This window comes from Streptomyces sp. NPDC104581, assembly GCF_055583685.1.
This window is the reverse complement of sequence record NZ_JBVJNN010000027.1, coordinates 1-14,814: the sequence shown is the minus strand read 5'-3', so window position 1 is coordinate 14,814 and position 14,814 is coordinate 1. Positions and strand designations below refer to the sequence as shown.

The window sequence follows — 14,814 nt, the reverse complement described above, 5'->3', positions numbered from 1 at the left end:
CCGGCGGGGCGGCGGAGGGGCCAGGTGGGCGCCCCGGCGGATCCCAAACCCCCGCGCGTAAGAAACACCTCGCCCGTCCTGCTTCGATGAGACGCGGGACGGGCGGGACAGCGATCGTGCTCGTTCGGGGCAGGCGAATCCAACGCGCCGTCTTGGAAGCGGCGCCGGGAGGCCGTGCGGGAGATGAGCGACAGCGGGATGACCTATGATCCACACCCGCCTCAAGCGCAAGGGGATGCGCGCCACGGGCACCGTGACCGCGAACCATCGGTCCGCAGGGCCCAGGGACCAGGACAGCACCCAAGAGATCGCGTTTCGAGACGCGCAGGGTGTGCGGCGTAAGTTCACGTATCAAACCGGATTTTCCTATCGTGTTGTGGGTGCCTCGATTGAGGTGCACTATCTACCCGAGAACCCCGAGGTTGCCCGAGCTCTCGGCAGTGGACTCGGGAATTCCTACATCTGGATAATTTTCGGCGCAGCGATCGCCGGTACATCGGTTTGGAATGTACTTAGCTCGTGAAACGGCTGACGCAGTAGGCGTCGTAGTCGGGGCCGCGCTCGGCAGAAGCGGCAGGAGCTGAGTGACGTCGTCGCGATCGCCCCCGGTCAGCAGGACGGCGAGCGGGGTGCCGTGTCCGTCGGTGATCAGGTGATGTTTGGAGCCGGCGCGACCGCGATCGACCACCTGTGCCGACCACCCCGACTGCCGGGAGGCGGTGGCGCCCGTAGCCCGCGCGCACGTCTGAGCCCTCGACCACCACGGCCGAGGGCTTTGTGGTGTCCCAGATGCGGGTGGGCGTGGTCGGGGCGAAAGTGGAAGGGGCCTTCGATCTGTCTGGAGCGTTGTGATGATCAAGATGTTGCACGACAAGGGGCTGCGCAGCGAGCACGCGTACACCGCGGGCATCGCGTCCATCGCGCTTTCCGTCCTCTCGTGGGCCGGTTCATTCAAATACGAACCTGCTGGTATGGCTCGCGCCGACCGGTGGGGGATCTTCGTGGGCGAGTGGGCGCCCACGTTCTTCGGCCTCGGGTTGGCTCTGGCGCAGTACGAGCGCGACGACTTGCTGCGGGAGTTTCAGGAGGGGGAGCACGCGGCTCCTCACGACCTCTCGGGTATGTGAGTCGAGCGAGCCCCGGCCTGTGAAGGTCGGGGCTTCGCGTTGTCTGGGTGGCCGCACCCCAGACTCGAACGCGTGTCCGACTTCTCTCCGGAGGGGCGCGCCTTGCCGCGCTCCGCTTCCCGCGCCATGTCCAGGAACGCGACCTCGCGCGCGCTGACCGGTGGATCGCCGTCTGGAGTTCTTCATGCAGGGCATCACCCGGGAGCAGGCGATCGAGGCAGTGACGCGCGGCGGCGTCCCGCCTGGGCATCCTGTGCCGGCCGGAGAGGGGACTCGGCGTACAGGACTGGGCGATGGTCACACCGACACCCGGGTTGTGTACCGAAGCCGTGACATCACGTCACCACCAGCCTTCTGCCAACAGGCGCGAGCTGCCGGGACAGCGGGCGGCGCAGCCGGACGTGCCGCATGCCGCCGGCTTCCATGACGGTGCCCTTGAGAATCTGCCGGTTGGCCGTGTCGGTGAGAGCTGTCCCGTTCTCGGAAGAGAAGATCTCCGGTCGCCCGAGCGCGGCTTTCACGTACTCGTACCGGCCGACGAACCACGCGTTGTGACGCTCCAGCCACACGGCCTGGCGGGCCTGTTCGGCGCACGACTCCGTAGAGCGGGTACGGGTCGTCGAGAGCGGTGCCGGCGAAGGGGCCGATGCTCGACGACGGCTCGGTGCTCATCGTTGTCATGCTGGTGGTCCCCCGTCTACGCGGTGGCGAGGGTGAGGGCCGGAACTCGCCCCAGGGGTGTCCGATTCGCCCGGGACGAGGCGCGGGATCACGCCGGGCAGGCGTCCGTCTCCGCGCCCCGGTAGGTGCGATGGACGGGCAGCGGGTCCCCGCCGCCGCCCGGTGGCGGCGGGAACTCGACGACGGGAACCGGCTTGCACACGGCCCACTGGTCGTTCGCGTCCGGGCCCTCGAAGCCGTACGTCCCGGCGGCGCCCACCAGACAGGATGTGCACGTACTGCCGGAGATGCTGGGGATGACGAGCGTGTGGTAGACGTCGTCCTTCGACGGGAGGTACAGACCCCCGCGCGTCCGGCTGTCGTCCTCGTTCTCGTTGATTTCCGTGAACGTCCGGTCCACCGCGTCGGCGAGCAGTGTGAAACCGTCGTAGTACATGACGGCGTACCCGTCGTCCAGCGGCTTCTCACCCAGCTCGTGGTCGGCCTCCAACTCACCGAAGGCGTCCAGGAACCGGCCGAGTGCCTTCTTCGGCTCGGTCCCCTCGGCCCACCAGGCGGGGTCGACGGCGGACGCGTCGACGATCGTGGCGCGCGCTTCCTCCAGCCACCGCTTCGCGGCGTCCGCGGTGAGGGTGGGCTCCAGCCCTATGCCGACCTTGAGGATCCGCAGTTGCGAGGTCCGACCGCAGTCGCCCTTCTGCGCGAGGCGCTCGACGAAGGCCGGCAGGTCCTGGTCACGGCCCGCGAAGAAGACCGTGTCCGACTTCTCGTTGCAGATCTTCTGCACGGCGTCGGTGAACCTCTGTGGAATGCCCTCGGCGGTCCCGGACGAGCCCACGAAGTTGGAGCTGTGGTTCGACAGGTCGTACGTGCCGTCGAAGTGCTGCTCGAACACGGCGCGCAGATTCTTCGAGTAGACGTCCTCATCACGCTTGTCCCAGACCAGGAAGCCCTTGCGGTCCTGCGGGTTCCTGTCCAGGTAGAGCTTCAGCGCACGGGCGAACTGGTCATTGTTCGGCGAGGTCTTGAAGAAGTACGTGGAGTTCATGTCGGCCGAGGTGATGACCGGCCCGACGGTGGGGATCTTGAGCTTGCTCAGCGCCCGGATGGTGTCCCGCGTCTGCGGCGTACTGCTCGGGATGCCCGTCACACCGACCAGCGGCGCGCTCCTCTCCCCGGCCATTTCGGCGAGCCGGTCGACCACGGGCTTCCACTGGTCGAGATTCCGCCCGTCGGGTGCGAGCAGCAACTGGTAGTGCGGTCCGCCGAACGCGTTGGCCTGCCGCTGCGCCGCCAGCGCGCCGGCGAGTCCCCGGCGGATCATGTCCGTCGTCATGGCGCTGTTCTTGTCCGCGGTGAAGGGCATCATCAACGCGATCCGCACGTACGGGATCTTGGGCCCGCTCGACGGCGACTCCCAGCCCTCGCGCACCTGTTCGTTCTCGTCCGCCACCGCGCGGATGAGGCTCGCGATCTTCGGGTCCGCCTCGAAGGCGTCGGCGGTGACGCCGATACAGTCGCCGGCGATCTCTTCCAGATCCTCACCGCAGGGGCCGGGACCCCGTGCGAGGTTGATCAGGACCGTGATCACGACGGCCGTCAGCGCACCCAAACCGAGGACGGCGAGCCAGTCGACCGGACCCCATTCACGGGGGTGGCGGCGCAGCAGCCGGACCATCGTTCTCCTCCTCACTCACCGGGGACGGGTAACGGGCGCTTCTTGCGCGCCGCGACGGGCCAGCTACGGGCCGCCTGGCCCAGGACCGCGTGCCAGGACCGGTGCCGGGGCGAGAGGTACGCCAGCTCCTCGCCGATCGCCCGGCACATGTCGGGGTCCGGCTCGGCGTGCGGCTGAGACACGTGCCACAGAGCGTGCAGCAGCCGGTTGACGCAGCGCTCGATGTCGTCCAGCTCCGCGTACCGGCCGTCGTGCGCGCCGAGCGCGACCTCGGTCCGCTCGTCGGTCCACTCGCCGTCGGGCGGCGTCGGCGGGGTGGGCGCCGTCGCCGCGTACCGCAAGCACACCACCCAGTGCGTGGCGGCCTGTTCGTCCTGTTCCGACTGGAACTCCTCGGCCAGCGTGGCGACGACCCTCTCGGCGTTCCCGGCCGCGAGCGTGTGCCGCAGCGCGTCCGCCTCCCCGCTCTCACCGCGCTGGGTGTGGTGTATCCGCAGGAACTGGTGGATCTCCTGCCAGCTGCGGCCCGGGTCGGCCGCCCGCGAGGTACGCCGGGCCTCGTGGACGAGCAGCGTCTGCAACAGCGCGTCGGCGACCAGCGGCTCATCGGGACTGGTGAGCCGCTGCCACTGCTGCGCTTCGAGATAGTCGGTGGCCGAGTTCGCGGGCAGCTGGTCGGGCCCCTGGAACCGCAGATGGGCCGCCAGCGCCTCCGCCGCCGTGCTGTCACGGGCGAGGGAGAGCAGGGTCAGCCGGTCACGCTGGCGCCGGTCCGGCAGCAACCGCTCCAGCAGCACCTCGGTCACCGCGCGGCCGTCCTTCGTGGTCAGTTCCAGCAGCCCACGCGGTTCCACGGCGGCGCCCCGCAGGGTGGCGTCGAGGACCGCCGCGCACAGCACGGTGGTCGCCGCGGGATGCCCCCCGGTCAGCGAGTGCACGGCGGAGGCCAGATACGGGTGGAGCGGCCTGGCCGGCCGGTCCGGCACCAGCAGCGGCAGGATGTCGTCGCGGCCCAGCGGCGGCAGCGGCACGGCCAGCAGACCGGCGGACGGGGCGCGGCCCCTCCGCTCCCAGCCGGACGACTTCACCAGGTCGGGCAGCTCACGCCCGACCGCAGCGCCGTCCTCCTCCGGCAGTTCCCCGAGCCGGGTCGCCACCACGACGATCTCCTCGTGGTCGGGGCGTTCGGGCAGCGCGCGGTTCTTCAGGAGCAGATCCAGGAAGACCCGGCCGGCGTTCAGATGCGCGTCGTCGAGCAGCACGAGCGGCCATGGTTCGCGGTTCCACCGCTGGAGCCTGCCGTACGAGGCGGTGACATCGTGCAGGAAGGCGGCCATCAGGGTCTGCTCAGCGAAGTCCCGGTAGTCTCCGCCCTGTTGGAACCACTGCCCGAGCAGCGGCAACGGATCCTGGCCCTCCGCGCCCGGCGGGAAGCGGCGCGCGTACCACTCGCGGGCGGTGGCCGGCCCGTACCGCTCCGTGTACTCGGCCACCACCGCGCCCGTCACCGCCTCCCGGTCCGACCGCTCGTCGTCGGTCGGCGCGCCCGCCACCCGGCCCTCGACGGCGGTGGCCCAGGTGTGCCGCAGCGTGTGCTCGTCCCCGCCGGCGAGCCGGCACGCCAGCAGCAGCCGGGCGTGCAGCAGACAGGTCGCGTCCCGCCGCTCGGAGTTGCCCCGGTCCCAGCCGGATACCGCGAACAGCCCCGGCGTCAGAACCGGGAAGCGGCGCCGCAGGTCGGGCGCGAGAGCGCACACCAGCTCCGCCAGAACCCCCACCAGGGTCGATGCCCCGGCGGCCTCGCCCGTGGCCGGGGCGTACGGCGGCGTACCCGACTCAGCCGGCCCGACCTTGACATGTGCCAGCGGGAGCCGGCCCCGGTAGTGCGCCGCGAGGTCCGCCAGGACGGCGCTCCGCCCCATGCCGTGCTGACCCGTCACCAGCACGACCGGCAGATCGCCCTGCGGCTCCCGGGGCGTACGGGACCTCTCGTCGTATGTCAGACCGGTCAGCCGCGGGACGAGCGAGCGCAGCAGTGGATCCCGGCCATGGAGCGGCGACATGTGCGATGAGCGCATGTGGTCGTGTCACGCCCCTTCGTCCGTCGCTGACCGGCAGCCACGAGCCCGGAGCCGGGCGGCACCGCTTCCCCGAGACACCAACCGCTGATTGACCGTCAATTCAGCCTGAGTCAAAGAACTTAACCCCCGGGTAGCCTCCTCGCCAGGCAGACACCACACTCTGTCACCCGGTTGTGACAGCTGGGATCCGGCGTAACTGGCCGCCGAACGAGGTGCGCCGGTGTCAGGGACGCGGATGGATGTCGAGTTCGACACCGTCGGGCAGAGTGTCCGACCCGCGGATCTCACCCACGTTGGAGAGCCGGACCAGGCGGAGCCGGCGCAGCCCGGCCAGTGAGCCCAGATCCAGCTCAGAGACCTGGGACAGATGAATCTCCTCAAGTCCCGGCAGCCGTCTGGCGATCCGCCGCAGAGGCACCGGCGCGCCCGGTCTGGCCCGTACCGTCAGATGGGTGACCTGCGGGATCTCCGTACGTGGCGCGAACAGCAGCATGCTCAGCTGCTGCGGCGACAGGGTCAGCCGCCGCAGGTCCGGCAACTCACCGAGCAGCGAGCCCCATTCGTCGGGCGTCACGCGATCGCTCGCGTCCTGGAGCCGCAGCTCCTCAAGCCCCCGGCAGTGCACGATCCCCGCGAGCTGCGCCGCAGCGGGCGGCAGCGAAAGCACGCGCAGTTCGGCGGCGCGCGGCAGATCGGACAGCCCGCGCCACGGCACTTCCGCCCCCACCAACAGCCCTTCCAGCGCCGGACAGTCGGTCAGCTTCAGCAGCGGCTCGAACTGTGGGAGATCCCGCAGCTCCAGCCGTCGCAGCCGGGGCAACCGTGTCAGTGGCGTCGGGTCCTTGACGTTCCGGCAGCCCTGGAGCGCGAGTGTCTCCAGCTCGGGATAGACGGACAGCAGCTCCAGGTCCTCCAGTTGGAGGGTGTTGTGCAACCGCAGCTCACGGAGTCGGCGCGGGTTCAGCGAGGTGCGGATCTCCTCGGGGTCGAAGTCACCGCGCAGACTCACGCGTTGATAGCCGGACATGGTGCGCAGGGCGTCCAGCTCGGCGGGCGAACGCACCGTGACGGCCTCGTCCGGGCCGGTCTCCAGCAGCGGCCGTACGATCTCCTCCGCGTACACCAGTGTGTCGAACCGGTCCCAGTGATCGAGGAGTTGAGCCCGCACGGTGGACTGGTCCGTGCCCAGGAACTCGCGCAGCCGGGGGATCGCCGCGTCCCCGCCGATCTGGCATATGGCGTGGACGGTGGCCAGCTCCTCGTCCCCCTGAAGATCCTTCGCCCGGGGCAGCAGACCGAGCAGCAAAGGCCCCGTCTGGGCCAGCGACCGGGCCTCGCGCAGACTGCGCGGCGGCAGCATCCGCGCCGCCCGGTCCTCGATCGCCTCGCGCACCGTCGGCTCCAGCCGGGTGGCCTGTTCGAGGGAGGCGAGGGCGAGCAGCCGCAACCGGGCCTGCACCGCCGCGTCCTTCTCCCGGTCGCCCCGCTCCCGGAGACGGGTCAGCAGATCGGCACGTTCCTGGTGTCTCGCCTGAGCGACGGCCATCTGCACCACGTCCTCCCACTGGTCCACGTGCGCGTTGTTCACCAGCATGCCCATGTCACGCTCCTCCAGCACCGCACGCGCACCGAGAAAGTCCTGAAATGTCCGGTGGATGAAGCTCACCGCCCCGGTCGCGGGCTCACGCAGCAGGCCCGAGCGCTCCAGCAGAAGCTGCAGTGCCTCCTCCGGCGTGCCGACCTCGGCGAGACGCGGTACGGACGGTTGCAGCCTGCGCACCACGTCCACCGCGTCGGCCCGCTCCAGCTGGGTGCGCTCGTTGCGCAGCAGCCAGTACGCCAGCCGCTGGAGCGGTTCCGTCGCGGACTTCTGGTCCAACTCGGGCCGGTGGCCCCGCCCGTACACCTCCCGCTCCAGGTCACGCCGCTCCAGGAGCATGGACAGCGCCGCCTCGTACAGAGAGGCGCGGCCCTGCGGCAGAAAGCCACGGCGCTCCCGGTGCAGGGCGCACATCAGCGCGCACATCAGCGGGTTGGTCGCCAGCCGGCTCAACTCCGGGCTGCTGCGCAGGGACTGGGTCAGCGACTCGCCCAGCCCCTCCGCGGCCCGCGCGGCCGTGTGCCAGCGCCGGATGAACTGCCGCATGTCGGCGGGGCGCATCGGGGTGAGCGTGAACTCCTGGAAGCCCTCGCGGGCCAGCCACTCCCGGTCGAGGGCCGAGGGACGGGAGGTGAGCAGCCACAGATTGCCCGGGAAGACAGCGATCAGCTTCTTGAGCCAGGCCCTGGCGCGGGCGCGCTCACCCTTGGGGATCTCGTCGGCCCCGTCGATCAGCAGCACGCCGCGCCCGTGCTGGAGCACCCGGGCCGCCCAGCCGTCGGGCTCGGTGCCCACCAGCGGACAGCCGATCCAGCGCAGGAAGTCCTCGGGCATGGGCAGCTCGGCGTCTTTGCGTACCAGCGCGCGCAGCGGCAGCACGAAAGGCACCCGCCCGTAGAGCTGGGGCAGCCGGCCGGGGATCCGGTCCTGCTGCGCGGTGGTGAGGGCCAGCCACTGGACGAGGGTCGTCTTGCCGGTGCCGGCGACTCCGCGCAGCAGCACCCGCTCATGACTGGCCAGCAGCGCCTCGGCGGGGCCACCGCCCCGCTCGCTCTCCGCGTCCCGGTCGGCGCCCGCCTCGCCGCCCGGCACGGGGACCGGGTCCGCGCCGCCCCGGTAAGGCATGGCCTCCAGGCTCAGATACGCGGACTCCAACGGCCAGTCCTGGCCGTCCGGTTCACGCAGGTCGACACCGTAGATCGTGAGCCGGCCGTGGCATTCGACGACGTAGCGCGCATACGTCTCCTCGAAGTCGGTGTCCTGGCGGCTGAGATCGGGCAGCCGGTCCAGCAGTCGGTCCAACTTGACGCCCTGTTCCCGCAGTTCACGGCTCTGCTCGATCTGGGCGCGGGCCGCGAAGCCCGGCTGCCGGCTGAAGAGACGTACGAGATGCACACAGGCCGTCTCCAGGAGCCGGTCGTGGAAGCGGGCCGCGTCGTCGCTGAGGAGGCGCCGGGTGTCGGGGCCCGCGCGCCGGGACAGTTCGGCGGCGAGCCGCTCGGGGCCGAGCCCGAAGGCGTGGACGTCGTCCATGTCGAGATCGCCGAGCGCGTGCAGGGTGCGGGTCAGGGCCTGGCCGACGGCGTCGTGCTCGTCGGCGCCCACCGGCGGGTCGTGCGGCCCGGCGGCCCCGACGGCCCGGCGCACCAACTCGCGGGCGAGCTTGTGCAGATCGTCGTCGCTGAGGGTGCGGTGCTGCTGGCCGAAGGCCACCATCCGGCGGATCGGGATGGGCCGGTCGACGAACTCGGCCTCCGGCGCCTTGGCGGCCGGCAGTAACAGCCGTTTGACCACCGGTACGACCACCGCGGACGCGATCCGCAGCCCCACCACGCCGCCGTCCACAGCAGCCCCCTCCGTCACCCGCGCCCAACCGCCCCTCTGGGGGGCCGGTTCGGCCGTGCGGGGTCCGCGGACCCCTGTACCGGACTCAGCGTAGCGGCGGGAACCCCGGCCGGTCAGGGCTCACACGGGTCGCGCGACGAACGCGCGCCGTCGCACGCCCGGCGGCGGGAGCCGACGGTCACACCCCTCAGGCCATCGGTGTGGTCCGGATGCGGTTCTTCACCCGCCCCAGGGGCGGGCGCCGCGTAGTCCAGGCGGGAGAGCTTGCCCTTGTCGTGCGGCAGACGCTCCAGGTGCCACAGGCTGGGAGCGTGGAGCCGCCCCTTACCCCATGCAGCGTGTACACGGAGCCGGCTGAGACATGAATGACGGCCCGAGCAGACCACTGTCCTGGTCGCCTGCTCGGGCCATGCATGGGGCCTTCTCCCGCCCTCGCAGGGCCAGGAACGACGGTCAGTCGGTGAGGGCGTCCTTGGCCTTCTCCTTGGCCTGCCGCGCATCACCTTTGCTCTCCTCGGCACGGCCCTCCGCGGTCAGCCTCTCGTTGCCCACAATGCGGCCGGCTGCCTTCTTGACCTTGCCCTTGGCCTGCTCCGTCTTGGCCTGAGTCTTCTCGTCAGCAGACATCTCACACATCCCGCTCATGTCGGTTGATCTATCGCCAATCGTGTAACCGCGTCGACGGCACGTAAACGTGAACTCTCCAGAAGAACCGCAGCCGGACTCCGCGTGACCCGTCCTGTGTGGACCACCGAAAGGAGCTCGCCACCGCGATCCTCGACCGCCCACTGCGCCAATGCGAAGTCGTCCCGGGCAACGGGGCGGGTCCGCGGGCGCCCTTCCCACGTGGGGGCTCCACGGCCCGGGGGGAAGCTTCGGACGTGCCGCGGTCCGCCCGCCTGTCCCGCTCCGGCCGGGAGCGGGGTGCCGGAGGCCATGCAGTGGCAGAGGGAGGGCGAGTTCACGGGTACCGTGCGCGTCTGGGTGCTGCGCGGCCCACCGACGCTCGCCGGCCACGCGGTCATGGCCGCCGACCAGGCGCGCACGAGCGCCGCGCGCAGTGCGTGCACGGCCACCACCCGGCCGCCCACCGCAGAACGGCGGGTGTGCGCCACCGCCCGAAGCGCCTCGGCCGCCGGAGAGTTGACGACGACCGGACGGTGATCGCCCGCGAGGGTCATGGAGGCCGGCAGCCGCGCGTCGGCGCGGTCCGTCTCGGAGCTCCCGAGCGCGGCGCGGTATGCGGCGGCCCGGTACCCGGCGCGCTGACGGAGCACGAGGTGAGGGCACCCGGAATATCCGGAGATATCGTTCCTGAGCAGTCCGCCACCCGACGACCTACGGAGATTCCATGGCCCGCGCCGTGCGGAAGCGCGCCGATCATCCTCTTGGCGCCGTCGAGCCGCCCGGCAACGTCCAGACGGCGGTGGGCGTGGCGACGGCGACCTTCCTGGTTGTCGTTCTCGCCCGCGTTTCCGGGTCGGCGGTGTGGCTCCTTGGTCTGCTGGTGTTCCTGCCGGGTACGGCCTCGGCCCTGTGCACCGTCCGCCAGACGAGGCTGATCGCCGCGTGGACCACCCTCGTCGTGACCGTCTCGGTGCTGCCGTGGGGCACCACCGGCGGGCGCTGGATCGACCGCGCCCTGCTGGTGCTGCTCACCCTCGCGCTGGGGATCACCTCCGTGTACGCCTGCCACCGGCGTATCGCACGGGAGCACGAGATGCTGCGCCTGCGCTCCACGGCCGTCGCCATGCAGCGGCACATCCTGCACCCGCTCCCCCTCGTCACCGAAGACGTCATGGTCAACGGCTTGTATGAGCCTCTTCAGGAGGAGAAGCTCATCGGCGGCGACATCTACGACGTCGTGGCATCACCGTGGGGTACACGCGTGCTGATCGGAGACGTACAGGGCAAGGGGCTGGCGGCCGTCGGCGCCGCGTTCGCCGTCATCGGCGCCTTCCGGGAGGCAGCCCACCGGGAACCCACCCTCACCGCGCTGGTGGACGCCTTGGACACCGCGGTCGTACGGCACAACTCCTACGCCGAACAGACCGGCGACGACGCACGGTTCGTCACCGCGCTCGTCCTGAATTTCGACACCCACACCGAGGTCCAGGCCGTCAACTGCGGCCACATCCCGCCACAGTTGACGTACCAGGGCACGGTCATCACACCTCCGCTGGGAACGGGGGTCCCGCTCGGCCTCGCCGAACTCGCCGCGGCACCGGGGACGGTGGACCGGTTCACGTTCCCCGCCGGCTCGACCCTGCTGCTGACCACCGACGGCCTCACCGAGGCCCGCGCCCCCGACGGCGCGTTCTACCCTCTGGACGAGCGCCTGGAGGGTCAACTGGGGATCTCCACCACCGACCTGCCTCAGGCCTTGTACGAGGACGCCCGCGCTTTCGCGGGAACCGAAGGGCTCCACGACGACGTCGCGCTCCTGACGGTCCGCCGCTCACCGCACGCCTGAGCCGGTAAGGCGCCAGTGAGCACGCCCCTGAGTCAACCACGCGGCGCCCGGCAGGACGTTGGCCGGACCCCGCCGAGGCCGCCGGCGACCGACAGCACCCGCCCGCCATCACCTGCTGACCATGTCCCCGCGAGACGCCCGCCCCCTCAGCGCCGTGTGCCCCAGGTGCGCGCCGCAGCCACGGGACACCGGCGTGGACGTCCGTAACGACAGCGCGGGTCCAGCGATCCGTGCAGATACCGGGAAAGGGCACCTGACCAGGGCAGGCAGCCGTCAGGTGCCCTTCTCTGCCCTCATCCGGGCAGCGAGTCGGAGAGTGCTCCCAGTCCGCATACCTGCCACCGGCATCCCGACTCCGACCAGTGGTCGCGGGGGCCGAACCGCTCGGGGGACAGACTCATCCCTTGATGAACTCGGTGATCCGCGGGGCGATTTTCCGCGGAGCCATGACGACGGCGCCATGGTTGAGTCCGGGCAGGGTGCGGTGGTCGGCCTGCGGCAGGATCTCCGTGACGGCGAGGGCGGCGCGTTGGAACGCGGCCGGACTCTTGCCACCGGTCAGCACACGGGTGCGTACGTTCACCCCCTCCCAGTCCCCGGCATTGAGCGGCTTGCCCTGCTGCGTGTCGCCCATGACCGCGATGTCGTAGGGCAGGGTGCCGGCCAGCCCGGCGAGGTTCGCCCACATCTTCGGCATGAGCCTCATGAAGAAGACGGCGATGCCGGGCATGCCCTGCACCCTGGTCATGAAGTACTTGACCGCGTCGCCGCGCCTGCCTGCCGCAAGCAGCGCGGTGATCTGCTGCGCGAGATCCTTGGGCGGTCCGTCGTCGCCTTCGGCGACCACGAACGGCGGCTCGTACAGAGCCAGGCGGTCGACGTCAACTCCGGCCGCGGCCGCGCGCAGGGCGAGGACCGCTCCGGACGACGAGCCGAACAGCGACGCCGAACCGCCGACGTGTTCGACCAGCGCGGCGATGTCCTCGACCTCGCGGTCGGGGGCGTAGGCGTTGGCGTCGCCGCTGGCACCCCGTCCGCGCCGGTCGTAGTTGATCACAGTGAAGTGCTGGGCGAGGAGAGCCGCGAGTCTGGTCGTGTCGGAGCGGTCTGCCAGTGCCGAGCCAACCAGGATGACGGCCGGACCACGGCCCGACTGTTCGAACGCGATCGTCGTGCCGTCCGCGGAGACGACACTGGCTTCGACTGTGACCGACCGCTCTCGCGCTGCTGACATATTCATCTCTCCGGTTCATCTGGGGGCCGCACTGCTGTGGCGTGTCTCGCCGACGGAAGGACCCCCGCGGCGCGGAGAACTCATCGGTGGCGCCCAGGCGCTCGACGCCGAAGTCCCCACATCTCGGAGGGGCGAACCCGAGCTCCGGGGGATGTCCTTCATCGCGATGGCGACTCCGACCAATCCGCGTGACGGAGGTCACCGAATGCACAACAACACCGGCAGCTTCACCGTCACCAGGGAGATGCATCGCAGTGATACGTCAGCGCGCAGCCAGTTGCACGGCCCTCCTCGCCCTGCCAGCCGCACTCACACTCGCCGCGGCCACGCCCGCGCTCGCGAGCGGCGCAGAGAGCGGGCACAGCGGACACGGCGGCAACTCGACCGTGGCCGATTCCTCGGCGAAAGAGGGCGAGGCTTACCAGATCGATCTGGAATCGCTGAACGAGTCCGGCGCCACCGGAGCCGCCCTCGTCAGCTTCCAGGGCCGGAAGCTGACGGTGAAGATCGAGGCCAGCGGCCTGGTCCCCGGCCAGCCGCACGCCCAGCACATCCACGGCTCCACCGACGGTCATGACTTCCGCTGCCCCGACGCGAGTGCGGACAAGGACGGCGACGGCATCGTCAGCACCGCCGAGGGTCTGCCGCAGTACGGGGACATCAACATCTCCCTGACGACGAAGGGCGACACGTCCAAGGACAGCGGACTCGCGGTCGACCGGATGCCGGTCGCCGACAAGGACGGCAAGCTCAACTACTCGCGCACGATCGACGTCTCGCAGGACGTCGTGGACCACATCAAGGACCTGCACATCGTGCAGCACGGCATCGACCGCAACGACGACGGCGAGTACGACTTCGGCGCCGGCAAGAGCGAGCTGGACCCGAAGCTCCCGCAGGAGGCCACCGCACCCGCCAACTGCGGCATGGTCAAGGGCGCGGCCGTCGGCTCCATGCCGGTCGGCGGAGTCGAGACGGGCACGGGCGGCGGACCGGGCATCGAGGCGCCCGGCATGCTGGCCGGCGGCACGGCGGCCGTACTCCTCGCGGGCGGGCTCTTCGCCGTCAACCGCCGCACGCGCACCGCGACCGCGGACAGCGACCGGCGCGGCTGAACCGATGAGTGACGGAGAGCCCGTCGTGAGCGAACCGACCGGCGGGAACCCGGACGGTTCGCAGGGCCAGGGCCCCGGCCGACGCCCGGGGCGCCGCACGGCACTGATCGCCGTGACATCCGTGCTGCTCGCCGTCGGCGGTCTGCTGCTGGCCCTGGGGATCGGCCGGCAGCAGGCCGTACCGCCGCGCGCGGTCGACAAGGGCGGCCCGCCGACAGCGGATTCGGCGCCGCCGTCGACCGGCCCCGCCACGCCGGGCACCGGCTCGGGGGCAGGGACGCGGGCTGAGAAGAACCAGGCCGCCGCCCTCCCCGCATCCGATCCCGTACGGGTCACGATCCCCTCGCTCGAGGTGGACTCCACCCTGGAACGCCTGGGACTCGACAAGAACCAGGCGATGGAAACACCGAAGGACCCCGACAAGGCGGGCTGGTACCACCCGGGCCCCACCCCCGGCGCCAACGGCCCCTCGGTCATCGCCGGCCATGTCACCTGGGACGGTGAACCCACCGTCTTCTTCGACCTCGCCAGGATCGACCCGGGCGACACGGTCGAAGTGGCGCGGAAGGACGGCACCACGGCCGAATTCACCGTCGACCGGGTACGGACATACCCGAAGGACGAATTCCCCACGGTCGAGGTCTACCGCAACCTCGACCACGCCGGACTGCGCCTCATCACCTGCGGCGGCGACTACTCCCAGGCCGACCGCCGTTACGCCGACAACGTAGTCGTCTACGCCACCCTCACCGGCAGCCACAAGTCCGTCCCGGGCACGGGCTGAAGCACACAAGGCGGTTTGACCTCACCCCCCGAAAACGTCCCTCAGGGCGCAGTCGCCCGCCCGAGATCAACCGAGGCGGCAACACCTGGAGCCCCCACCGGATGAACCCTCCCGGGGGGGGGGGGGGGGGGGGGGGGGGGGGGGGGGGGGAGGGGGGGGGGGGGGGGTCTTTTGTGCACGCGGGGGGAGAGAGGGG

Annotated in this window: 11 protein-coding genes and 1 pseudogene; 5 read left to right on the top strand and 7 right to left on the bottom strand. The window is 70.7% G+C overall.

The window, feature by feature from the left end:
• Positions 1–559 precede the first annotated feature (559 nt).
• Positions 560–685: pseudogene (locus tag ACZ61E_RS21800) on the bottom strand (transposase); the annotation flags it as partial.
• A 166-nt stretch (positions 686–851) separates the two neighbouring features.
• Between ACZ61E_RS21800 and ACZ61E_RS21795 the strand changes: the two are divergent.
• Positions 852–1,127, top strand: a complete 276-nt coding sequence (locus ACZ61E_RS21795) for a hypothetical protein (protein WP_469701496.1) — start codon at positions 852–854, stop codon at positions 1,125–1,127.
• A gap of 335 nt (positions 1,128–1,462) precedes the next feature.
• Here the strand turns inward: ACZ61E_RS21795 and ACZ61E_RS21790 are convergent, their stop codons facing one another.
• The 5 genes from ACZ61E_RS21790 to ACZ61E_RS21770 all read right to left on the bottom strand — a co-directional run bounded on the left by ACZ61E_RS21790 (position 1,463) and on the right by ACZ61E_RS21770 (position 9,639).
• Complete coding sequence (locus ACZ61E_RS21790) at positions 1,463–1,696, bottom strand: hypothetical protein (RefSeq protein ID WP_469701495.1); 234 nt, start codon at positions 1,694–1,696, stop codon at positions 1,463–1,465.
• A 200-nt stretch (positions 1,697–1,896) separates the two neighbouring features.
• Positions 1,897–3,486 carry an ABC transporter substrate-binding protein gene (locus ACZ61E_RS21785; protein WP_469701494.1) on the bottom strand — a complete coding sequence of 530 codons (1,590 nt, stop codon included), beginning with the start codon at positions 3,484–3,486 and terminating at the stop codon, positions 1,897–1,899.
• An 11-nt stretch (positions 3,487–3,497) separates the two neighbouring features.
• Positions 3,498–5,564: an ATP-binding protein gene (locus tag ACZ61E_RS21780; protein WP_469701493.1), complete on the bottom strand. Its 2,067-nt coding sequence runs from the start codon at positions 5,562–5,564 to the stop codon at positions 3,498–3,500.
• Positions 5,565–5,790: 226 nt separating this feature from the next.
• On the bottom strand, positions 5,791–9,012 hold the full coding sequence (locus ACZ61E_RS21775; protein ID WP_469701492.1) for an NACHT domain-containing protein: 3,222 nt from the start codon (positions 9,010–9,012) through the stop codon (positions 5,791–5,793).
• Between the two features lie 453 nt (positions 9,013–9,465).
• On the bottom strand, positions 9,466–9,639 hold the full coding sequence (locus tag ACZ61E_RS21770; protein WP_469701546.1) for a CsbD family protein: 174 nt from the start codon (positions 9,637–9,639) through the stop codon (positions 9,466–9,468).
• 309 nt (positions 9,640–9,948) lie between these two features.
• Here ACZ61E_RS21770 and ACZ61E_RS21765 point away from each other — a divergent pair, with 309 nt between their 5' ends.
• Positions 9,949–10,176 carry a hypothetical protein gene (locus ACZ61E_RS21765; RefSeq protein ID WP_469701491.1) on the top strand — a complete coding sequence of 76 codons (228 nt, stop codon included), beginning with the start codon at positions 9,949–9,951 and terminating at the stop codon, positions 10,174–10,176.
• Between the two features lie 187 nt (positions 10,177–10,363).
• On the top strand, positions 10,364–11,485 hold the full coding sequence (locus ACZ61E_RS21760; RefSeq protein ID WP_469701490.1) for a PP2C family protein-serine/threonine phosphatase: 1,122 nt from the start codon (positions 10,364–10,366) through the stop codon (positions 11,483–11,485).
• A gap of 397 nt (positions 11,486–11,882) precedes the next feature.
• Here ACZ61E_RS21760 and ACZ61E_RS21755 read toward each other — a convergent pair whose 3' ends face one another.
• Entirely contained in the window at positions 11,883–12,719 is an 837-nt protein-coding gene (locus tag ACZ61E_RS21755; RefSeq protein ID WP_469701489.1) for an alpha/beta fold hydrolase, read from the bottom strand.
• A gap of 254 nt (positions 12,720–12,973) precedes the next feature.
• Here ACZ61E_RS21755 and ACZ61E_RS21750 point away from each other — a divergent pair, with 254 nt between their 5' ends.
• Positions 12,974–13,834 (top strand): hypothetical protein, encoded by an 861-nt coding sequence (locus tag ACZ61E_RS21750; RefSeq protein ID WP_469701488.1) that lies wholly within the window; start codon positions 12,974–12,976, stop codon positions 13,832–13,834.
• Positions 13,835–13,859: 25 nt separating this feature from the next.
• Positions 13,860–14,618, top strand: coding sequence for a class F sortase (locus ACZ61E_RS21745; protein WP_469701487.1), 759 nt, complete (start codon positions 13,860–13,862; stop codon positions 14,616–14,618).
• The last annotated feature ends 196 nt before the right edge of the window (positions 14,619–14,814 follow it).

Excerpts from the sequence above, each read along its gene's own strand:
- ACZ61E_RS21755 (WP_469701489.1), bottom strand. The coding sequence starts at position 12,719 with ATGTCAGCAGCGCGAGAGCGGTCGGTCACAGTCGAAGCCAGTGTCGTC.
- ACZ61E_RS21760 (WP_469701490.1), top strand. The coding sequence starts at position 10,364 with ATGGCCCGCGCCGTGCGGAAGCGCGCCGATCATCCTCTTGGCGCCGTC.
- ACZ61E_RS21765 (WP_469701491.1), top strand. The coding sequence starts at position 9,949 with ATGCAGTGGCAGAGGGAGGGCGAGTTCACGGGTACCGTGCGCGTCTGG.
- ACZ61E_RS21785 (WP_469701494.1), bottom strand. The coding sequence starts at position 3,486 with ATGGTCCGGCTGCTGCGCCGCCACCCCCGTGAATGGGGTCCGGTCGAC.
- ACZ61E_RS21780 (WP_469701493.1), bottom strand. The coding sequence starts at position 5,564 with ATGCGCTCATCGCACATGTCGCCGCTCCATGGCCGGGATCCACTGCTG.
- ACZ61E_RS21795 (WP_469701496.1), top strand. The coding sequence starts at position 852 with ATGATCAAGATGTTGCACGACAAGGGGCTGCGCAGCGAGCACGCGTAC.
- ACZ61E_RS21770 (WP_469701546.1), bottom strand. The coding sequence starts at position 9,639 with ATGTCTGCTGACGAGAAGACTCAGGCCAAGACGGAGCAGGCCAAGGGC.